Annotated in this window: 14 protein-coding genes; 7 read left to right on the top strand and 7 right to left on the bottom strand. The window is 42.3% G+C overall.

Features of this window, described 5'->3' with window-relative positions:
- Position 1: 1 nt before the first annotated feature.
- Together H6G14_RS18715 and acsF are read right to left on the bottom strand one after the other, a co-directional pair.
- Positions 2-835: a hypothetical protein gene (locus H6G14_RS18715; protein ID WP_190568830.1), complete on the bottom strand. Its 834-nt coding sequence runs from the start codon at positions 833-835 to the stop codon at positions 2-4.
- A gap of 346 nt (positions 836-1,181) precedes the next feature.
- Entirely contained in the window at positions 1,182-2,258 is a 1,077-nt protein-coding gene (gene acsF / locus H6G14_RS18710; protein ID WP_011321608.1) for a magnesium-protoporphyrin IX monomethyl ester (oxidative) cyclase, read from the bottom strand.
- A gap of 433 nt (positions 2,259-2,691) precedes the next feature.
- On the opposite strand from acsF, the gene H6G14_RS18705 reads away from it, so the two are divergent.
- Positions 2,692-3,186 (top strand): NINE protein, encoded by a 495-nt coding sequence (locus H6G14_RS18705; RefSeq protein ID WP_190568829.1) that lies wholly within the window; start codon positions 2,692-2,694, stop codon positions 3,184-3,186.
- Positions 3,187-3,231: 45 nt separating this feature from the next.
- Here H6G14_RS18705 and H6G14_RS18700 read toward each other — a convergent pair whose 3' ends face one another.
- The 4 genes from H6G14_RS18700 to thrC form a co-directional block, all read right to left on the bottom strand.
- Positions 3,232-3,861, bottom strand: a complete 630-nt coding sequence (locus H6G14_RS18700) for a DUF2996 domain-containing protein (RefSeq protein ID WP_190568828.1) — start codon at positions 3,859-3,861, stop codon at positions 3,232-3,234.
- 212 nt (positions 3,862-4,073) lie between these two features.
- Positions 4,074-5,111: an aminotransferase class V-fold PLP-dependent enzyme gene (locus H6G14_RS18695; RefSeq protein WP_190568848.1), complete on the bottom strand. Its 1,038-nt coding sequence runs from the start codon at positions 5,109-5,111 to the stop codon at positions 4,074-4,076.
- A gap of 330 nt (positions 5,112-5,441) precedes the next feature.
- Positions 5,442-5,717, bottom strand: a complete 276-nt coding sequence (locus H6G14_RS18690) for a MoaD/ThiS family protein (RefSeq protein ID WP_010997445.1) — start codon at positions 5,715-5,717, stop codon at positions 5,442-5,444.
- A gap of 73 nt (positions 5,718-5,790) precedes the next feature.
- Complete coding sequence (gene thrC / locus H6G14_RS18685) at positions 5,791-7,095, bottom strand: threonine synthase (RefSeq protein ID WP_190568847.1); 1,305 nt, start codon at positions 7,093-7,095, stop codon at positions 5,791-5,793.
- A 601-nt stretch (positions 7,096-7,696) separates the two neighbouring features.
- Here thrC and H6G14_RS18680 point away from each other — a divergent pair.
- From H6G14_RS18680 to H6G14_RS18660, 5 genes are all read left to right on the top strand, one after another.
- Positions 7,697-10,276, top strand: a complete 2,580-nt coding sequence (locus H6G14_RS18680) for a beta strand repeat-containing protein (RefSeq protein WP_190568827.1) — start codon at positions 7,697-7,699, stop codon at positions 10,274-10,276.
- Positions 10,277-10,361: 85 nt separating this feature from the next.
- Complete coding sequence (locus H6G14_RS18675; RefSeq protein ID WP_190568826.1) at positions 10,362-10,904, top strand: DUF11 domain-containing protein; 543 nt, start codon at positions 10,362-10,364, stop codon at positions 10,902-10,904.
- A gap of 154 nt (positions 10,905-11,058) precedes the next feature.
- Positions 11,059-12,588 carry a DUF11 domain-containing protein gene (locus tag H6G14_RS18670; RefSeq protein WP_190568825.1) on the top strand — a complete coding sequence of 510 codons (1,530 nt, stop codon included), beginning with the start codon at positions 11,059-11,061 and terminating at the stop codon, positions 12,586-12,588.
- Positions 12,585-16,421, top strand: coding sequence for a porin family protein (locus tag H6G14_RS18665; protein ID WP_190568824.1), 3,837 nt, complete (start codon positions 12,585-12,587; stop codon positions 16,419-16,421). Before H6G14_RS18670 ends, H6G14_RS18665 begins: the two co-directional genes overlap by 4 nt.
- Before the next feature lie 321 nt (positions 16,422-16,742).
- A complete protein-coding gene (locus H6G14_RS18660) occupies positions 16,743-19,619 on the top strand; it encodes a DUF11 domain-containing protein (RefSeq protein ID WP_190568823.1) in 2,877 nt (958 codons plus the stop codon).
- Between the two features lie 3 nt (positions 19,620-19,622).
- On the opposite strand, the gene H6G14_RS18655 is transcribed toward H6G14_RS18660, so the two are convergent.
- The gene (locus tag H6G14_RS18655; RefSeq protein ID WP_190568822.1) at positions 19,623-20,195 is read right to left on the bottom strand and encodes an ABC transporter permease; all 573 of its coding nucleotides are present in this window, start codon (positions 20,193-20,195) and stop codon (positions 19,623-19,625) included.
- 641 nt (positions 20,196-20,836) lie between these two features.
- Between H6G14_RS18655 and H6G14_RS18650 the strand changes: the two genes are divergently transcribed.
- Positions 20,837-21,709: an N-acetylmuramoyl-L-alanine amidase gene (locus H6G14_RS18650; protein WP_190568821.1), complete on the top strand. Its 873-nt coding sequence runs from the start codon at positions 20,837-20,839 to the stop codon at positions 21,707-21,709.
- Positions 21,710-21,823: the final 114 nt, after the last annotated feature.

Raw genomic sequence — 21,823 nt, 5'->3', positions numbered from 1 at the left:
CCTATTGATTAACTACGTGCTGACCAACGCTAGGGCGTTCTTCGACCTGGATAAAAGCGCGTCCACTACCATTACTAGCAGTGCGCTGTTCTAACTCATCCAGACGTTGAGCCATCAGACCGATAACTCGCTGTAGGTCATTTGGTATTTGTGTTTGGGGTGTTACTGGTAATATTTCTGCCAGTTTGTTCTCAACTAATTTCTCAATCTCTTTAATTTCTAATTTGAGTTCCTTGTTGGGTTTGGCTGGGCCTGTCAGCGTAAACTCACTTTGTCCAGTGGATGTAGGCAAAGCATACACTAGTTGGTCAAAATCAGCAGCGCGAACAGTATCAAAGTTTTGTGGTACAAAAGTACCGCGATGTTCTGGTGTCAGCAGCAACCTCACAGAACTAGATGGAGATGTTAAGGCGATTTCTACATAGCCCCGGACTTCCAGAGAGTTAGCTTTGATTACCTCTGGTTTGCTGACATCAGGCAATAGGGTAAATAAAGCCGTGTCGTTAGCACCAATACCTAAATTAAAGATAAATCTTTTGGGATCACCAACAATGGGGGTGAGGTCAGAAAAGTCGTTAACACCTTGAACATCGGTGATAGTAACAGTATTAGTTAAATCTAATTCTGGGGTTGTGGCAGTAAATTGTAACCGTACTTTGATATCTGAGTTACTGGTGTTGGCAATGGTTAAAAAGTAACCTTGGATAACTGTACGCGCCACGACACCAGGGCCAGAACCAACAGGAGCAATTGGTTTCACCAACAGTTCAAAAGTTGAAAGTAAAGTTGGTCTTGGTCTAACAATAATTTGAGATGGGTCTATTAGGTCTGTCATACAATTGTTTACTGGGAAACTACATAACTAACCTAACGGCTGATCCCCATATACTGACAGTACCCTTGAGGGTGATATTGATTGGAAGAGGCAGGGGGGAAGGGAGCAGGGAGCAGGGGGAGCAGGGGGAGCAAGCCTTTCTCCCTGCTTCTTCCCGTCGCAGACCAAATCCTTTTAACAAATAACAACTGACCACTGACCACTGACTACTGACCACTGACCACTAACACACATAAAGCCTTCGGCATAACTCCGCTTAACGCAAAGCGTCCCGCAGAGGAGCGCAATAAAAAAAGTGGCTCTGTGTAAAACAGAACCACTTGAGCATTGAAAAAAATGTTACAACTTAACGCGCTGCGCCTTGGGCAGAAACAGCATCAATTGGTTTCATTAAGTACAGGCGTAATAATTGCCAGCCAGTAGAGGCTAATACTGGTAATTTCTGGAAGAATTGCAGGAACTTAGGAGTATTAGAGCTAGCGATCGCACTCAATTTTTCGCTATTCTCAACACATATATCCAAGCGTTCGTAAAATTCTGGGCTATCCACATCCAGAATTACTGGGAAGACTCTACCTGCGGTTTCGTTGGTCTTCTTAATCACATAGATGTCGTAATCCCGTGCATCTAAACCGATGGAAGCGTAGAAGTCTTTACGTTGAATATCATTGAGATACATCGTTGCAAACACCGACAACAGGAAGAAACGGCTCCACAGTTTCGCCTTCCAGTCGTTCAACATTTGTGGCTGAGACTTCATGATGGCATCAAAGAAATCTCCGTGACGGTTTTCATCCTGACACCAGTTCTCAAAGAACCGGAAAATTGGATAAATTCTGTCTTCTGGATGTGCTTCCAAGTGACGATAAATGGTGATATAGCGCCAGTAACCAATCTTTTCGGAAAGGTAGGTAGCGTAGAAAATGAATTTTGGCTTAAAGAAGGTATAGTTACGGCTCTTAGTTAAAAACCCTAAGTCAAGAGACAGGTTAAAGTCTGACATCGCTTTGTTCAAAAAGCCTGCATGACGCGCTTCATCCCGTGACATGAGGTTAAAGCACTCTGCCAAAACTGGGCTTTTGTCTTTCAAACGGCGACCGAGTTCTTTGTAAAGCAAAAAGCCGGAGAATTCTGCTGTACAAGACCGTTCGAGAAATTCTACGAACAAGCGGCGAGTATCCCCGTCAATGTGATCCCAGGATTTTTCAAACTCGGCATCCCGAACAAAGTGATGGCGGTTATAGTCAGTCCGGAATTCTTCCAGAATGGCTAGTAACTCGTCTTCATTGACGGAGATGTCCATCCGTGCCATCTCATCAAAATCAGTGGTATAAAACCGGGGTGTTAACAGAGTTTCTTTTGCCGGGACTTTAACGCCCGGACGGATTTCTTCAAAGCCTGGTTTTTTTAGGGAATCTACCATGTCCTAATTGCTCTTTTGTCTTGATTATCTTGAGTACACCCGAAGAACCAAGTTTAGGCTCTCACAAAGCGCAACAGCCGACAATAATTAGTTTGTATAAAATTCAGTCTACCAAGGTGCAGAGGTAAACTGGTAGGCAAAACGTTAAGAGTTGCAACAATAGTTCAACATTTGCGGAATCGATTTGGGGAAATTAGTGGTTAACGTATCGGGCAAATAGCCACTCTTAGCATTCGCTTTGAGCCTTTGCCAGAGGAGGTAACAAACGCGAGTGGGGGTACTTAACTACAATTGAGTTAGTAGAATTATCAAATATTTCTGTGCATCAGGCGATCGCATTTTTCCCAGCGTAGCTGATATGCAGCTCTCAAACAAAACAGCAACGGAACACCATCCCAGAAAACAAGCGTAAATCCAAGGGGTTAACCACAACATGACTGTTAATCATCAGCAGAAAGACCGTGTGCTTGTCTCTTACATTTTGAGTGCGGCCTGGTTTCTTGGTTTAGGAGGACTACATCGGCTCTACAACGGCAAAATTGGCACTGGTTTGTTGTGGCTATGCACAGGGGGCGTATTTGGCATCGGGCAGTTTGTGGATTTGTTTCTTATGCCTGGTATGGTTGATGAATATGAACAGCAACTGAGGCTGAAAGCTGGTGTGTCTCCCTTAGGTGTACCCCTAAATCAGCCAATCACTACATCCCAAACCCAGCGTTTAACCAAAGACCAACTGATAGTCAAACTCATTGAAGCCGCAGAAACCAAAGGCGGTAGTTTAACTGTTACTCAAGGAGTCAAAGCCACGGGAGCCAGCTTTACAGAAGTAGAAGCCACACTCAAGGAAATGCTGAAATCAGGTTACGTCAAAATAGACAACGACCCCATTACTGGAGCCGTCACCTATCACTTTTATGAACTTAACTAGGACTCAGATTCCCAACTTCTTCAAGAAGTCGGGAATCTAAAAAAACTAGTTTCTCCCCAGCCACTTCTGACCGTTTAAGCGATACACCAGACGAGATACCAACATATCCAGTGTAATTTTGCGCTCATCGATTAAAAATGACTCTAGGGTGCTTGGTCTTCTGCCTTCATTGCAAGAAAAACCTTTTTTGCCCTGGATATCTTCATCAGGGAAATACACATTAAACTGGCGCTGACCGTTTTGCCAACTACCAATTACTTGCCAGTATTCTTCCGCCGATGACAAACCAGCAATGGGTAGCTTTTGCTTGGCAAAAGAAAGCTGTAAATCTTTCACTCCTTCCGCAGTAATTGCCTTTTGCAAAGCCGGCAAGTAGTCTTGCTCCATGAACTCTACAAATGGCTTGTCTTCTACAGATGGGGCTTTCTCTTTCTTCGCAGCTTTAGCGGCTGCGGCTGGTTTTTCTTCCTTGGGCGGTGCAGCAGTTGGTGTAGCAGCATTGGGGTTAGTCTTCGGGTTCGCTGCTTGGGGGTCTGGCGTGTTGGCAGTAGGAAGGTTTGTCGCTACTGGTTCGCTAGTGCTGGGGGCGTTTTCTTCAGCGACAGTGGGGGCTTTCTGGTCAACAGTGCTGGGAACTGCGTCTCCCGGTTGATTTTGATTGGTTGGATCTGCCATTGCTCAGGTTATCCTTTGTCTAGCTTGTAGAGCGATCGCTTACCTTTAGGTAATAAATTACCTTCATTTTGACATAGGATAGCCAGTCAATAGTTATTAGTTATTTAGTCATGAGATAAATAGAGAATAATCAATACACAGTAGTCGAAAAATCTTATGTATTTGTATTACTTATTTTCATTGATCAATTAACTGCTACTAGTCGCCACAATTTAGCCCAATCCTGTTTTAATATCTCCAACCAATTCATCAATTCTGCCTTTGGTGGTATTCCAAGAACACATAAAGCGTACACCACCCACCCCTATGAAAGTATAAAATAGCCAATTTTTTGCTTTTAAGGCATTAATAACTTGCTCTGGTAGTTTGACAAAAACTGCATTCGCTTCACGGGGAAACATAATTTCCACACCTTCTATCTTTAACAATTCATTCTCTAAATAAGCTGCACATTGATTCGCGTGTTGAGCATTTTTTAACCACGCGTCGGTTTCTAACAAACCTAACCACGGCGCAGAAATAAACCGCATTTTTGATGCTAATTGTCCTGCTTGTTTACAACGATAATCAAAGTCTTCTGCCAAGGCTCGGTTAAAAAATATAATTGCTTCCCCTAATGCCATACCATTTTTTGTCCCACAAAAACACAATACATCTACGCCACTTTTCCAACTCATCTCTGCCGGACTTTGATTCATAGCTGCGACTGCATTGGCAAAGCGCGCGCCGTCCATATGAATTTTTAATTGATACTTGTGGGCAACTTTTTTAATATCTAAAAGTTCTTCTATAGAATACAAAGTTCCTAATTCTGTAGCTTGAGTAATACTAATAACTTTTGGTTTAGGATAATGAATATCAGCCCGTTTCGTGATTACAGACTCTATCTCCTGTGGTGTTAACTTACCATTTTCGCCTTTAGCGAGTAACAGCTTAGAACCATTAGAAGCAAACTCTGGTGCGCCACATTCATCTGTTTCTATATGTGCTGTTTCATGACAAATCACGCTGTGATATGACTGACAAAGTGCAGCCAAGGATAATGAATTTGCGGCTGTACCGTTAAAAGTAAAAAATACCTCGCAATCAATTTCAAAAAGTTCTCGAAAATAGTCAGTTGCTTTTTGCGTCCATTCATCATTTCCATAAGCTGGCGCACTACCTTGATTAGCTTTAATCATGTAGTCCATTGCTTCTGGACAAATACCAGCGTAATTGTCACTGGCAAACTGTTCTAAGTTACTATTAATCATTTGTATAAAATTAGATCACTAAAAATTTTGGATGAGAATAGTTAGTTATAGCAGTTTTCATCTAGATAAAGCACAGATTTAATGAGGAATTGCTTAGGGAATACCAAAAAATAAACTATCGGAAATTAATAGTTCAGTAGGGTGTGTCAGTGGGATAAAACCTCAAGATACTCAGAAATTATTCATACTGACGTACCCTACATTTTGGATGTTTTTTTTAGTTGGAAGTTCCTGATTCTATATATAAAAAGCATGAGTAAAAGTGACTACTCATGCTGACAGCAGATAAATTTTCTGCAAAATTTCTAGCTAAAATATTTTCCTAAATCAACCACCCGCTACAGCAGGGACGATACTGACTTCATCACCATCTTTCAAAGGTGTAGCTGTCCCATCCAAAAAGCGGATATCTTCGCTGTTGACATATAAATTCAAAAAGCGTCGTGGCTGTCCATTGTCATCGCACAACCGCGCTTTAATACCGGGAAAGCTTTTTTCTAAAGAATCTAGGAGTTCTGCAATACTGCTACCACTAGATTCTAAAGCAGCTTGATTATTTGTGAAATTTTGCAGAGCGGTGGGGACTAAAACTTTTACAGCCATAGTTAATTAATTATTGGTCAGTTGACGGTTGACAGTGGTCAGTTGTTAGTTGCTAATGACCACTGACTAATTACTAAACGAGGACTTGTTGCCATTCTAAGCGGTCGAGGGTACGAGAACGCTCTAAAGCACGCTCAAAACTATCGAGTTTTGCATCAATTGTCAAAGGTTCGCCAACGTAGCCTTGTACGGCTTCTTGGGTTTTCAAACCATTGCCAGTGATGTAAACTACGGTGGTTTCGTCTGGATCAATTTTGCCAGCTTCTACCAATTTTTTCAGCACAGCCACAGTTGTACCACCAGCTGTTTCTGTAAATATGCCTTCGGTTTCTGCCAGTAGCTTGATGCCTTCGATAATTTCTGCATCATTCACTGATTCAATATTACCGCCAGTTTTCTTGGCGATATCAACAGCATAAACACCGTCTGCTGGATTACCGATCGCAATTGATTTAGCAATTGTATTCGGTTTCACGGGTTTAATAAAGTCTCTGTCTTCTTTAAAGGCTTGGGCAATGGGTGAACAACCTTCCGCCTGTGCGCCACTAAAGCGGACTTTCTTACCTTCTACTAAACCAACTTCCACAAACTCTTGGAAGCCTTTATAGATTTTGGTGAACAATGAACCAGAAGCCAAAGGCGCAACAACATGATCAGGTAGTTCCCAGCCTAGTTGTTCGGCAACTTCAAAGCCCAAAGTTTTGGAACCTTCAGAATAGTAAGGGCGCAAGTTAATATTGACAAAGCCCCAACCATGTGTATTAGCTACTTCCGAGCAGAGGCGATTTACTTGGTCGTAGTTACCTTTCACAGCCATGAGGGTAGGACTGTAGATTAAGCTACCCAGAATTTTCCCAGCTTCTAAGTCTGCGGGGATGAACACGCAGCAATCTAAACCGGCATGAGCTGCGATCGCAGCTGTAGAATTTGCTAAGTTACCCGTGCTAGCGCAAGAAACTGTAGTGAATCCCAACTCTCTAGCACGAGACAGGGCGACGGACACCACCCGATCCTTAAAGCTGAGGGTGGGCATATTCACCGCATCGTTTTTGATGTAAAGCTTGTTTAGACCCAGGCGACGGGCGAGACGATGGGAACGCACCAGGGGAGTCATACCTGTTCCCACATCAATTACATTGTCAGTTGTGACGGGCAGAAAGGGGCGATAACGCCAAATTGAGTTGGGGCCTGCTTGAATTTTTTCGCGGGTAACAGAGAGACGCAAGGCATTGTAGTCATACTTCACTTCCAACGGCCCAAAGCAATACTCACACACGTGAATCGCTTTCAGTTCATATTCTGCGCCACATTCCTTACACTTCAAAGCTGAAAGGGTGGCATTGGTTGTTTGGGTGGGTGTAGATGTTGCCTGCGTCATATAACTAGCTTTCCCTGTTTGTCCGTCAACTGCCGTTGATAGTAACACGGGTAAAAACACTAGTCAAACATACCCGATAAAAATTATCGGGTATTTTCTTCGAACTTATATTCTGAAAAAGCCAGCAATGTCCTTATTAAGTTAAAAATATTACTTTTGTAAAACCTTTAAACTAGCTATAAATACGTAAATATTATTCCGTAATTACTTAAGTAAAAAACTAGATTCCGGAAATTTATATTATTTAATACCAGTATTTCAACTGTTTTAAAACCTGAGGTTATTGTCTTAAGTTTTTAATATTGAGCGATCGCTCTGCGGCCTTCAGCCAACTCTAATTCACTCAACAGAACTAAATTTAAGTAGAACTAGTTACAGTTAACGCCCTACAGAAGACTTCCGTTTACATCTGTAAACATACTTTCTTATAGGAACTAGACTAGAAAGATTTCGGTAATCTTTATTACTCTAAGATTAGTTCGTTTGTCTCAGAAAAGGCGTAATTTTTATTACAGCTTTTATTTTCTTGTATCAGGCGTATTTTCCATTCATTTTTTCTCGACATTCACCAGGCAGCACTCTACCCAAGTAACCACACCAAATGAATTTCCACAAAAAAGCTCACAAGACTGGGAAGTCACGAATTTACCGTGCTTTAGTCGCCACAGCATTTTTAGCAAGCGGCATTTTCCCATTTACTACGCCTGCACTAGCAGAAGGAACTAAGGCGGGTCAATCTATCACCAACGAAGCAACTGCTACTTACGAAGACCCCAACAATCCCAACGTACCCCTGAATACAACTTCCAACACTGTCACAGTAACAGTGGCAGAAGTTGCAGGTATTACAGTAGACTACACAGGTTTAGTGGACGATGACGGCGGTACGATTGAAGAAAATGATCTCTTAATCTTCAATTACACCATCACCAACGTCGGTAACGACCCCACCCAGTTCCGTATACCCAACTTGGCAACAACAACAGGGCCTGCCACAGTTTCCGGGACATTACCAAACAACGGTACACTCAATAATCTGCAATATAGTACTGACAACGGCGTAACTTGGGTTAACATCACTGGTTCTGAGGCCATTGTTCCCAACATTGCTGTCGGCGGTCAGGTATTAGTTAGAGTCCCTGTTACTGTACAGCCAGGCGCTCAAAGCGGTGACATCATTACGGTTAGGTTAGGTAATACCCCAGCCAATGCTCAAAACGTCTTGCGTAGTCCTGATGGTGGTGACGTTTATACTGTAGATAACCTCAATAGTAGTGTGACGGATGAAGTTGATGGCGCTCCTGTTAACGGCACTAGAGAAGCTAGTGATACATCTATTGATGTTCAAGTAGGTGGAGGCGTTAAAACCTACTCTTTAGCCACAGTTCTCAAGACACGTACTGCTTACAGCAATGCGGGAACAACTAATTCCATTACAGATGACACACTTAGTTATGGTCTGAGTTTGCGAGTTGAAGGTAATGACCCCACAGGACAGGGTATCACTCCAGCAGCCTTGGAAGGTAGGGGTATTAACCTTGATGGAATACCTAATGTCTCGCACATCTTAGTTTCCGATGCCATTCCTACAGGCACAGACTTGGTATCCGTAACAGCTCCCAACGGATGGACAGCCGTATATACGACATCACCAATTACAACAGATGCTAATGCTGCGGCGTGGACGACAACAGCGCCAGCAAACTTAAGTACAGTCACCCGCGTTGGTTTTATCAACAACCCGGCTACAGTTACATCTGTTGCACCCAATCAAACAGTTAATGGTTTTACTATTAATTTAAGAGTTGAATCCAGCTTTGCCGGCACATCTTTAAATGTTGCCAACATTGCTCAGTTGTTTGGTCAAACCCCTGGGAATAACTTCCCTGTCTATGATGAGTCTGGCGACCAAAACCCCAGTAACTTCGATGGACAAGTAGGCAATATGACACCACCGCCAGGTACAGATACTGGCACTACCCCTGATGGTGTGCCTGATAGTTTACCTGATACCAGTGTTGATGATGGTTTCGTTGATAATCCATCTGCTCCAGAAACAGGAGTTGACGGTAATAACGATAACACTGGTGTAGGTACAGGTGGTGAAGCCAACATCTTCACGCTAGAAGTTCCTGTGGCTTCAGCCGTTCTCAATGGCCCAGTCAATGCTCCTAATGCTATCGGCCCCTCTGGTGGTACAAACGATGACTTCACTAACAAATCTTCTTTAGTACCTTTCGGCACACAACCAAACTCTACACTAAATCCACAACCTGTAGCCTTTACCAACACTATCAGAAATAGCGGTAGCGCTGCTAGTGACTACTCTTTAGTACCCATCCCACCGGCAAGTAATACACCGGCTGGAAACAATGCTGATTTACCTGTTGGTACTTTAGTTACAATTACTTATGGTTCCGAATCTAGATCCTATGTCTGGACTGGATCTGAGTTCCTTTTTGATCTAGATCGCAATCCGGCTACAACAGGTGATCAATCCACCATTAATCTCACAAGTGAATACATCACTATTCCTAGTGTAGCACCAGGTACAAACATCAACTACGGTGTGGAAATTGACTTACCTGATGGTACTCAATTATCTACAGATATTGATAAAGGTTTCCCCGTTCCTGTGACAGCCTTTGTGGATGATGGGACTGCTGGCTTAAATGGAGAAGCTGTACAAAATACTACAATTAACCGTGTATATACTGGCTTCCTGAAACTGCGGAAACTTTCCAGAATCTTAGATCAAAATGGGCAACCTGTAGCCGGGGCTGATGGCATACTTAGCGATACTGACAAGAGTCCTGTACCTGGGAACATTATTGAGTACCAGATTCAATACAGCAACATCTCTGAGCCACAATCTGGTAACGGTAACATCATCCTGAACGCCAGCAATGTTGTCATCAATGAAAATGGGGTAACTGCGCCTAATAACTGGGCATTAGACAATGATAGTAATGGTCAGATTGATACCAGCAACATTATTGGTTCAGCTACTGACCCCAATGGTACTATCCAATTCTTCAATGGTAATCCTGCTACTACCTCAGGTAGTGATCAGACTGGAACTACTGTCGATACTGATGTGACTCGGTATGTCAACAGTGTGACTGGTCAAGTAGCACCAGGTCAGCAGCGAACATTTACCTTCCGACGCAAGGTTAACTAAGTTCTGCACAGTTTGTAGTCAGGACTTAAGTCCTGACCGCAAACATGGGAATCATATATCTAACAGTTTTTTGGGGTTAGTTGTAATGAAGGGTGTTCTTATCGCTAGTATGGGTGCATTTGCGCTGATTGCTACCGCACCATTTATCAATCACTTACCAGGAAGTGTAGTTGCTCAAAGTATTAAAAATCAACCACAATTGCAACTGCGCTTAGGGGCGGAAAAACAGATTATTAGCAAAGATCAGCAGGGGAAACAGAAGGTGACTTGGCAAGCATTACAAGGTCAAGCGGTAGTACAGCCTGGAGATGTGTTGCGTTATACCTTAAATGGCGAAAATAAAAGCGATCGCTCAATCAAAAATTTGACTCTCAATCAACCAATTCCCAAAGGCACGGTATATGTGCTGAAATCGGTTGATATTTCTCAAAAAGAAGCCAAAATTACTTATAGCATTGATGGCGGGCGCAGTTTTGTTGAGAACCCCACAGTTAAAGTTACCCTCCCTGGGGGCAAAGTCGAAATTAAACCAGCACCAGCTACAGCTTATACAAATATTCGTTTGCAACTGCCATTAGTAGCAGCTAAAACTACAGTCAAAGCGACCTATTTAACTCAGGTGCGTTAATTAATCCTAATTCTTAACTACGAATTAGCACTACTAGAAAACATCTAATCAATAGTTAGCCGTTGTTCCAAGTTCCGATAACGACGGCTCATATTTGCGTCAATACAATGCCTTTATTTATAAATAACAGGGCGCTTCTGAGGGGATAAATTCAGTGATTCGTCCTTGTAAACCAACATCAATTTACTTCCGCAGTAACTGGTATCACAAGTTAACTGCCAATCTTCTTTTAGGAAGCTTATTGCATACTACCATACCGACACCAGTGACCGCGCAAAATACTCCCGTAGTCAATCTCACAAACCAAGCTACATACTCTTATCAAGATAGAGCTAGTAATAATCGATATCAAGGATCAACTATTAAAACTAATGTCAATCCTAGTCCTTTAGTTGACCCATTAGGGAGGATTTTAGGTTGTGCAGGAACTTTATTACCAGACTACACTGGTTTTTCGGTGAGTGTATATGAAACTAATCCCAGTGACCCCACCGGCACAGAATTAGGTCAGTTAGTTTCCCTCACACCCACAGAAGTTCCTGATATTCCCAATAACGATACTCCTGGCGGTTTAAGACCAAATTCTGAGAACAGTAATCCTTATTTCATTACCAATAATCCGGCTGGTGTTTATAATTTTCTGCTCGACCCGAATCGTGGTCAAATTGAACCGGGTAGAACCTATATTTTTGTAGTTAACCCTCCAGCTAATTCCGTTTATCGACAACGGCGGATTAAAATTGAAATTCTCAATAGCACAGGCACAATTAATAACAATATTGTGCGTTATATTGCGACTTCTTTGGATGGTCAACCAATCAGTTTGACTGGTGACTCTAGGGTAGAAAGCACTGTGGTTTTAGTTCCTAATGCCGAAGTTGTGGGACTAGATTTATTAGCTTTTGAGTTCACGACGAATATGTGTCAGGTAACTCAGGCACAGCTGATCAAAACAGGCGATCGCGCTGCGGCTGAACCTGGAGATACTGTTATCTATCGTTTATCAGTACGAAATTTATCTGATGCGGCTTTAAGTAATGTAGAAATTACGGATACTTTACCCTTAGGTTTTAATTTTATTCCTAAGTCTGTGCGTGGTGAAATTGATGGGGAATCAGTAACTGTCACTCCCGTTAGTAATGGCAACACTATTACATTTCGCTCTAACGCCAATGTTCCCGTTGGTAAAGTCATTAACATTGCCTATGCAGCTCAACTGACGACCGATTCCTTGCGTGGTAGTGGTCGTAATAGTGCGATCGTCAATGCTGAACGGGCTGATAACAGATTTAGGATTAAGGATGGCCCAGCAACGCACCAGCTGAAGATTCGTCCAGGTATAGTTTCTGATTGCGGCACTATTATTGGTCGGGTCTTTGATGACAAAAACTTTGACGGTGAACAACAGCCGGGAGAAGTAGGAATTGCCAACGCTGTGATTTTCCTCCAAGACGGTAACCGTATCACCACAGATCCCAACGGTTTATTCTCACTCGCCAACGTTTTACCCGGAAGCCACACGGGAGTATTAGACCTGAGTAGCGTCCCTGGTTACAAACTAGCTCCCAACGAAAAATTCCGCGAACGCAATAGCCAATCTCGTTGGGTACGCCTCGAACCTGGTGGTTTGGTAAGGATGAACTTTGCGGTTACTCCCACCCCAGAGGAGGTAGTCAAGCCATGAAACCTGTAACTATTTTCAATTTGCGGTTGATGGGAGCAATGGCCGGGGCTTTAAGCTTTGTCTTGTGTCCAGCAATAGTTCATGCTGAAGCTCAAGAAAATCCAGAATTTTCACCTGATTTAGAAAAACCCTCTCCCGACCTCTTCCCTCATAGGGGAGAGGCTTTGAATATTCCCCTTTCCCTACGAGAGAAGGAGATTAGGGGATTAGGTCGCACTACGGAATTAACCACTCAGTTAACCCAGGATGAAATAGAAAACCCCTCTCCCGCCCCAGAGGCTTTGAATCTTTCCACTTCCCCGGTAGAGAAAGGGGTGAGGGGATTAGGTCGCACAACTCAGACTAATGAAGTACCAGAGGAAACACCTACATCCAACGCACCAACAAATGCTATCTCACCATTCCAACCAGCAGATGACCCATTACCCAGAGGTTTAAGTAGACTAGCAGAACCAGCGCCAACTACCCCAAAAGAAATTCCCACCTTTCAACCAGCAACAGATACACCCATACCTAGAAGTTTACGCAAATTAGTTGCAGAAACAGATAAGGGTAATGGACGGAGGGAAAATACTCCGACAACTGCAACAGTAGCGAAAATCCTGACTCCCACAGCTGACAGTGTGATTGATGTGTCGGCAACTACCGTAGTAGTGCAGTTCCCGTCTGGTAGTCAAGTAGAGTTGCGGGTAAATGGGGTATTGGTAGACTCTTCTTTGTTGGGACGTACAGAAACTGATGCTGATACTAACTTAGTAACGCAGACATGGTATGGAGTTGGTCTCAAGGAAGGGGAAAATACTCTAGCTGCACAAATAGTAGGAGGGACAGAAGCACCCGTTACGATGCGGGTAGTTGTCAGGGGAACAGCCAAAAAACTCACAGTAGAAACTGTTGAATCTCGTGTCCCAGCTGATGGACGTTCAACGGCGACAATTCGCGGTCAACTCCTCGATGAAAATGGCAATCGCTCAAATCAAGATGCGATTATTACCTTAATCCCCACGGTGGGAGAGTTGGTAGGAACTGACTTGAAACCAGAACAACCAGGGTTTCAGGTAGAAGCGAAAAAGGGGGAATTTACTGCGGTGTGGCGATCGCCTCTCCAATCCCAAACAGCCAGGATTCGGGCTATAACTAACGATTTAGAAGCCTTTACCCAAATCGAATTTGCCACAGCGCTGCGTCCTAGTTTGGTGACTGGGGTGATAGATGTGCGGTTGGGAGCAAGAGGAACAAATTATTACAGCAGTTTCCGTGATTTCCTCCCCCCTGATAGAGATAACGGCACCCAATTAGAGTTTAACTCAGCTATATTTGCCACGGGGGCGATCGGTGAGTGGTTATTTACGGGCGCATATAACAGTTCTCGTAGCCTCAACGAAGACTGTAACTGTGATAATCGTCTGTTTCGGTCATACCAATCTAGCGAACAAAACTATCCTGTTTACGGCGATAGTTCTAAGGTAGACGTAGTTACACCTTCAACTGACAGCGTATATCTGCGTTTTGAACGTTCTACAGGTATTCCGGGTACTGCGCCTGATTATGCTATGTGGGGCGACTACAACACAGAAGAATTTGCTCGGTCTTCTCAGCAATTCACCGCCGTTACCCGCCAACTCCACGGTTTTAAAGCCAGCTACAACTTAGGTAATCTGCAAATTACAGGTTTCTATGGCAATAATTTAGAAGCTTTTCAACGAGACACCATTGCACCTGATGGAACCAGTGGTTATTACTTTCTTTCCCGGCGGTTAGTTGTTCCTGGTAGTGAGAACCTTTTTATCGAATTGGAAGAACTCAATCGTCCTGGTACGGTGCTGGAACGTAAACAACTAAATCGCGGCCCAGATTACGAAATAGACTACGATCGCGGTACTATCATCTTCCGCGAACCAATCCTACGTACTGATATTGATGCAACGGGACAGGTTCTAGTGCGGCGAATTGTTGTCAGCTATCAATATGACAGCAACAATTCTGATAGCAATATCTATGCAGGTCGTTTGCAATACAACTTTTCCCGTACCCTCAACCAAGAAAGTTGGATAGCTGCAACCTATGTCAGAGAGAATCAAGGACTACGTGGTTTTGAACTTTATGGTGCAGATGCCAAAATCTCTCTCGGTTCTCAAAACCAGCTAATTGCCGAATATGCCCATTCTCGTAATGATTCTGACATAATGGGGCGGGTGCGAGGGGAAGCCTACCGCCTGGAAGCCCAAGGGCAGATTTTTTCAGGTTTCCAAGGTCGGGCTTATTATCGCTACGCCGACACAGGTTTTGCCAATAACGCCACCATTAGTTTTGTCCCTGGTCAAACTCGCTATGGTGGACAGTTAACAGGGCGACTTTCCCCAACCACAAATATCCGTGTCCAGTACGACCATGAAGACAACTTTGGTATTGCACCCCAACCACTAGATACATTTGAAGAACTATTTTCTCCGCGTTCACAAGCAATTCCCGGTAGCCAAGTCGATAATTCCCTGACAACAATCTCGGCGGGGATTCAACAACGTTTTGGTAAAGCCACTGTAGATGTGGATTGGATTCACCGTAATCGGGAAGACCGGACAGCGACAAATGGTCTAGAAAGTACATCAGATCAATTGCGTTCCCGTTTAACATATCCTCTAACCAACAACCTGACATTCCAAGCCCAAAACGAACTCACCCTATCTTCCCAAAAAGATACTGTCTATCCAGACCGCACTATCTTCGGTCTTAATTGGGCTGTTGTTCCTGGTGTGAATATCAGCTTGGCTCAACAGTTTTATAGTAGCGGTCAGTCTTCTGGTAACTCCATCACCAGCTTAAGTGTTAACGGTGAGCATAAACTCGGTTCTGATACTACCCTCACCGGTCGTTACTCCATCATTGGTGGGGCGAATGAACTGACTACTCAAGGTGCTATTGGGTTAAATAACCGTTGGCTGATTGCTCGTGGTTTAAGGCTGAATCTGGCTTATGAACACGTCTTTGGTAACTTCTTCAACCGCACCGCCGCAGGTCAACAATTTGCCCAACCCTTTGCTGTTGGTCAAAGTGCTTCTTCTATTGGATTTAATGGGGGTGATAGTTACAGCATAGGTTTGGAATACTCTGATAATCCTCAATTCCAAGCAAGCGCGCGTTATGAACATCGGACTTCTTCTGGTGGTTCTAACACGGTGATTACAGCCGCCGCCTTAGGGAAAATTTCTCCTGCACTCACAGCTTTAGTGAGATATCAACAAGCCAACTCTTCCAATCAAAAACTCTCTGGTCTGGGGGATACAGCCAATTTGAAGTTGGGTTTAGCTTACCGCGACCCCAACAACGATAAATTTAACGCCTTGTTGCGTTATGAATATCGTCAAAATCCGGCGACTATTCCTGACACGATTCTTTTAGGTAGTGGTACTGGTTCTCAAGACCATACCTTTGCTGTAGAAGCTATTTATGCACCTAATTGGCAATGGGAATTTTATGGTAAATATGCGCTGCGTCATAGTACCTCTTATTTAGCCAGTGATTTAGCTGGTACTAGTACGGTGAATTTGGGACAATTGCGTGCAACTTATCGCCTGGGATATAGCTGGGACTTAGTCGGTGAGGCGCGGGTGATTGGTCAAACTAACCATACAGAGACGGGTTTTGTAGTGGAGGCTGGATATTATTTGAGTCCTAATTTGCGGCTTTCGGCTGGTTATGCCTTTGGTAAGGTTGATGACCGGGATTTTTCCGGTACGCGGTCAGCAGGGGGGGTTTATTTAGGTCTGACGTTGAAATTGAATGAATTATTTGATGGGTTTGGATTACAAAAATCTGTGGCGCGTCAACCGTGACGTGGTAGAGACTTTGCACGGCAATGTCTCTACAGATTTTGTTGTGTATGGGGAATAATTTGGATGATGAATAAACAAAATTTCGGGGCAAATATCGGGTGGAATCTATGGGGTTAAAAAATCAGGATTATGTTGCTAATGGTTAGTATTTTGTGACTATTTGTACAGGCGATCGCACTCATTTTTGTTGGCAATGTTATTGGTGGTGAAATGCGACTGTCGCCGATGGGAAAAATAGTCCAACAATTTTGGATAGATATTTCGCAACATTTTGATTACACCTACATTTATGCCTATGTTGTTTAAATTTTAAATTTACCAATGAAATATTTATTTAATTACTTAAAAGCGATCGCCACCATAAAAATCTATAGAAATGATAGATTTTCTGCAACTGTGGGCAATCTAAACAAAAAAACCATGAAAAAGCCATTAACCAGTAGTCGCCGAAAACTATGGCTGAGTAGCCTGGGCTTTTTTGTGTGTATTTTCGGAAATAGTATCCAACCTAGCTGGGCGGAAGGTAGCAAAGAGTTAATTTCTGATGGTGGATATAGACCTTACCTGGAATGGTCAAATTTAACAGCAGCAGGTATTGTTCGGAAAACTACACTGAAAGTGTATGTGGAAGTGGGAGAAACAGTTAATCTTGGTTCTAGTGTCGCTACTAGTTTCTCAAACCCACAGGATATTGTTTACCGCAGTCCCTTTAATGGTCAAAATGGCTCTTGTGATGTTCTGGCTACTGGTTTTGGTTTTATTGACACAATTGCTAAAGAAACGGCCGGCCCTTTACCTAATAGTGGTGGCTATATCCCTTGTAGTTTTGTCGCTACAGAAACTGGTATTTATGAAGTTGAATTTCGTTCTGTAAATACGAGTGGTTCAGGCAATCCACCGCCAAGAGATGTAACGGTGCAATTTCCTACAGATGGTACTCAACTCTCAGGGGTAGCGGCTTGGGATATCACAGTTCGGAGTAATGGCGTTGCTAAGAAAGGACGGGTATTTACTAACTATATTGCGATGAATATGGGGTCAAATGCCAGTAGTGGTAATCCCATAGCACTCAATTCTAAGCTGTATATTCAAACCAAAGATGGGTATCGCTACGAAACTGATATGAATGGAATCGATCCCTTTGGTTTTATATTTTTTGCTAATAACCGGGGATTTATCGATAAAACAAATAACAGCACTGTGTACCGTTCTGCCGGTGGCGCTACTAATAATGATTTGATCTTTAGCGGTAATGTGCGAGTCCAAGATCCAACTGTTGCTGATACTGCAACCGACATTACCCACTTAGTTTTCTTCAATCGACCTGACAACTCAACGCTCAATTATTTAGGTATTTCTACGTTGGCGACTGTGCCGACAGTACCAACTTCATTCAAATTTACTGGGGGTACCGGAGGTAGTGGGAATCAAGCCCCTGTGGGTGTGGGAGGAAATTTTAGCTTCAATGCCGTTTCTACTGGTAGCTATCAAATAATTATTGACACCAACACGGATAACATTTATGACCCTAGCGTTGATCGAGTGCTACAAAATGTGCTGTCTGTTGGCTCAAATGTAGTGTTTTGGGATGGGAAGGATGCGTCTGGGACAAATCTCCCACCTCGACCAAACAATGATCCATATAATGCCATCATCACAACACGATCTGGTGAATATCACTTTCCCATGTTGGATGCGGAAAATAATCCTTTGGGATTTAAAATCACAATGGAAAACCCTCCTACTGCTTTTCCTAGCCTTGTAGATATGAATGGACAGCCGATTGGAGCGACTACCGTTTATTACAATGACAGCAATTATGTTACAGCTAACGGTACGACGATTAACCTGAATGGGACAGGAGCTACTAGCCCTCGGAATGCCGCTAGAGGGATTAATAGCGCATTAGGAGAGCATGAGTTTAGTGGTGGGTATGGTGACTTTAAGGGGATAGATACTTGGACATATTTCCCCAGTCAAGCAATCAATACTCCCTTGGTAATTACTACTAGTAATCAAGCAAATGTCAGAGGAACCAAGTCTGTTCGCTTCCTCACGGACAATGATAATAGTGGAACTGTGACTGTAGGCGATCGCATTGAATATACCATCACCTACTCTAACCTGAGTCCAGGCAATAGCAATGCTATTAACTTTGTGATTAACGACTCATTACCCTCACAATTAACCTTTGTGAGTGCAGCAATTACTACGGCAACGTCGGGGAATAATATTACGCTGAATCCCAGTTATAACGGTGCTGGTGTGGTGACTTTGACAAATTCTGGAACTCTGGGTGTAAACGATACCATCACGATTAAAATCACTGCCACAATTAATAATGCTAATGGGGGTAATCCCATTAGTAACCAAGCAAATGCTACTTTTAACACACCTGATAATTCTACAGGAACTGTCGGTACAGTGTTTACTGATGCAGATTCTGCTGGTGCTACTAGTAACCCCCCAACTCTTGGCAATTCATTCTTACAAATTGCTGATAATGGTGTAAATACTGGTAACAACCCTACCAGTACGGCAGATGATGACCCCACTTTATTTACAGCATCAAATGCTATTAGCTCTAGTCCTAACTTGCTGTTAACTAAACGTATTACCCGCGTTAATAATCAAGATTTAAATGATATTGTCGATGGTCGTAGTGATGTTCCTAGCAATGCCAGTAACTATGTGCCAGAACCTTATGCTACTAATGACAGTGATTCTAAATGGCCTGTCGGCTATTTGCGAGGATTGATTAATGCTGGCGTTGTCAAACCAGGAGATGAGCTAGAGTACACAATTTACTTCCTTTCCAATGGGTTAAGTAATGTAACTAAAGTGAAATTGTGTGACTTAGTTCCGACTAATGTTAATTTTATTCCCAATGCTTTTAATAGTCTGACTCCTAATGATGGTGGTTTGTCAGGAACAGATCAAGGTATTGGTTTAGCTATTGGCTCTACTATACCAACAGTTTATTTAAGTAATGTAGCAGATAGCGATCGCGCCACTTTTTACCCAGCTAATGATCCTAATACACCAAGCGTTTGCAACAACATTGGTAGCAATACCAATGGAGCTTTAGTAGTGGAGATTACACGTAATCTGATCTTACCCAACCTACCCCCTGCAACTAGTAGCGGGAATCCACCAGAGTCTTACGGCTTCGTGCGCTTTCGAGGCAAAGTAAAGTAACGTTCAGGAAGATTTTTTGCTATCTGTTACCATTTGGGCTAAAAGATAACCTGTGTAATCTATAAACTGATCTAGTAAAAATCCGATAATACCAATGTAGAGTATACCCTCAATTATGTAGTTGCTATTACCTGATTTATAACTATTCCACAACAAAGCACCAAGTCCTTTAGACGCGAGTAACATTTCTATAGCGATCACAGTAAACCATGCTACCCAAATACCCAATTTCAGTGCATGAGATGTATGAAAGATAACGGCGCGAAAGTTATTATTTTGTCTACGGAAATGTTGAATCCCTATAGCAGTATTAATAATAATCGTCCAAAGGCTAGCCATAAAAATTACTACCGCTACAGCTGATTCACTCTCTTGAAAAATAACCAATGTCAGGGGAAGAATAGCAATGGGAGGAATACTATTAGGAATCTGAAAAATCCGCCGCATCAATTGATATACAGCAACATTTATACCTATAAGATATCCAATGAAGCTGCCGAATATAGCGGCGGGAATATAACCTACAAATAATTTTTGTAAGCTAGTTAAGACATCTAAAAATATACTTTGATCCATGCCTCAGTGCTTATTTGAAACGTCTGAAAAATACTGCGGCAAGCAAAAAATGGCTAATAGATGAACAATCAACATAAATTAAAGTGTTGATTCAAATATATCAGTTAATTCAACTAAGACTCAAAAAATAAATAAAATCTCCAGAATTTATTTTTCGCGGCAGACACTATATTTAGAATGGTATTTTTTGTTAGCTAAGATACAATAATTCTCTTTTTTTAAGACTCGATTTCATATAAATTAAGGATTGTATCCAAAATACGAAATTCACTTCGGTACATCTTGAAAGATTTCTTGCTTTTGCCCCCAAAGATACAAAGCGAAGATGTGCTAAACGTTATACAGACACATATACCTGGAATTACTGTTGAGTGAGCAATACCATCGACAACCAACAAAACCAGAGCATCTTAGGAATCGGTCTGTCAGTAGTAATGAGCCTACCGTCAAGAAATTCGATGTGAGATGTAAGGAAATTGGCTATTTCAAATCAAAAACATATAATTAAACAATATTAAAATTCCGTATTTATCTCTCTAGAGAAATACTTTTTGTAGCTAAAAAAATTATGCTAATAACCTTTTCTGGAATAAGAGAAGTATATTAAGATTAATTAAGGCAGCATTATTAATTATAAAAAAATGAATTTCCGTGACTGGGCTACCAGGGTTACACTAATTTTTCTGATGTTAGCCGCTTTGATATTGGCTTTATTAGCAGGAAAATCTACACACATACAACAAAATACAGCAACATCATCAAACTCAGATATAGCCACTTGGAGACAATATCCTCAGATACAAATCCAGTCCGAAATAAACCAAGGTAGCAAAGCCCAAGATATTAGCAATTTTCCAGTTATAACTAATCAGTCTTCTGGTAGATATATAACTACTCAAGCGTTTGCCAAGTACAAGCCAAAATTAGAAATTGCGGCTGTACATCCAAGTAATTATGGTGAACGTTATGCCCAAGATATTAATGGCTCACCGATAAAAAATCAACCAATTATTGTTTTGCATGAAACTAGTAACTCTGCTTCCAGCGCAGTTAATTTTTTCCAAACACCCCATACAGATGAAACCGTCCAGGCAAGTTACCATGCCATAATTAAATTAGATGGAACTGTTTTATATTTAGTCCCTCCAGAAAAGCGAGCCTTTGGTGCTGCTAACTCAGTTTTTGATGGCGCAGATGGTATTGAAACTGTACAAACTAATCCTAACTTACCACCATCTGTCAATAATTTTGCCTATCATGTTTCTCTAGAAACACCACCAGACGGACGCGGCAATAATCTCCTAAAATCTCATAGTGGTTATACACCAGAGCAGTATAACTCTTTAGCTTGGTTAATTGCTCAAAGCCAAGTACCAGAAGATCGCATCACCACACACAAAGCAGTAGACCGTTCCAGCCAGAGAGTTGACCCCTTAAGTTTTGATTTTGATAAATTCTTAGAATTACTCAACACTTATCGTCAAATAAGTCCAGTTTATAGAGCGCAAAAATAGTTGCAAACAACTTAGGGAATTCTAGATAAAAAATATCCAAAATGTAGGGTGCGTCAGCGCCATAGAACCTAACTATACTCAGAAATTTTTCATACTGATGCACCCTAACAAATT

The sequence above is a fragment of the Nostoc parmelioides FACHB-3921 genome, assembly GCF_014696625.1.
Classification (GTDB): domain Bacteria; phylum Cyanobacteriota; class Cyanobacteriia; order Cyanobacteriales; family Nostocaceae; genus Trichormus; species Trichormus parmelioides.
The sequence above is the reverse complement of the archived record's forward strand: the minus strand, read 5'-3'. Positions and strand labels throughout refer to the sequence as shown.

Excerpts from the sequence above, each read along its gene's own strand:
- H6G14_RS18715 (WP_190568830.1), bottom strand. The coding sequence starts at position 835 with ATGACAGACCTAATAGACCCATCTCAAATTATTGTTAGACCAAGACCA.
- acsF (WP_011321608.1), bottom strand. The coding sequence starts at position 2,258 with ATGGTAGATTCCCTAAAAAAACCAGGCTTTGAAGAAATCCGTCCGGGC.
- H6G14_RS18705 (WP_190568829.1), top strand. The coding sequence starts at position 2,692 with ATGACTGTTAATCATCAGCAGAAAGACCGTGTGCTTGTCTCTTACATT.
- H6G14_RS18700 (WP_190568828.1), bottom strand. The coding sequence starts at position 3,861 with ATGGCAGATCCAACCAATCAAAATCAACCGGGAGACGCAGTTCCCAGC.
- H6G14_RS18690 (WP_010997445.1), bottom strand. The coding sequence starts at position 5,717 with ATGGCTGTAAAAGTTTTAGTCCCCACCGCTCTGCAAAATTTCACAAAT.
- thrC (WP_190568847.1), bottom strand. The coding sequence starts at position 7,095 with ATGACGCAGGCAACATCTACACCCACCCAAACAACCAATGCCACCCTT.
- H6G14_RS18680 (WP_190568827.1), top strand. The coding sequence starts at position 7,697 with ATGAATTTCCACAAAAAAGCTCACAAGACTGGGAAGTCACGAATTTAC.
- H6G14_RS18675 (WP_190568826.1), top strand. The coding sequence starts at position 10,362 with ATGAAGGGTGTTCTTATCGCTAGTATGGGTGCATTTGCGCTGATTGCT.
- H6G14_RS18665 (WP_190568824.1), top strand. The coding sequence starts at position 12,585 with ATGAAACCTGTAACTATTTTCAATTTGCGGTTGATGGGAGCAATGGCC.
- H6G14_RS18660 (WP_190568823.1), top strand. The coding sequence starts at position 16,743 with ATGAAATATTTATTTAATTACTTAAAAGCGATCGCCACCATAAAAATC.
- H6G14_RS18655 (WP_190568822.1), bottom strand. The coding sequence starts at position 20,195 with ATGGATCAAAGTATATTTTTAGATGTCTTAACTAGCTTACAAAAATTA.
- H6G14_RS18650 (WP_190568821.1), top strand. The coding sequence starts at position 20,837 with ATGAATTTCCGTGACTGGGCTACCAGGGTTACACTAATTTTTCTGATG.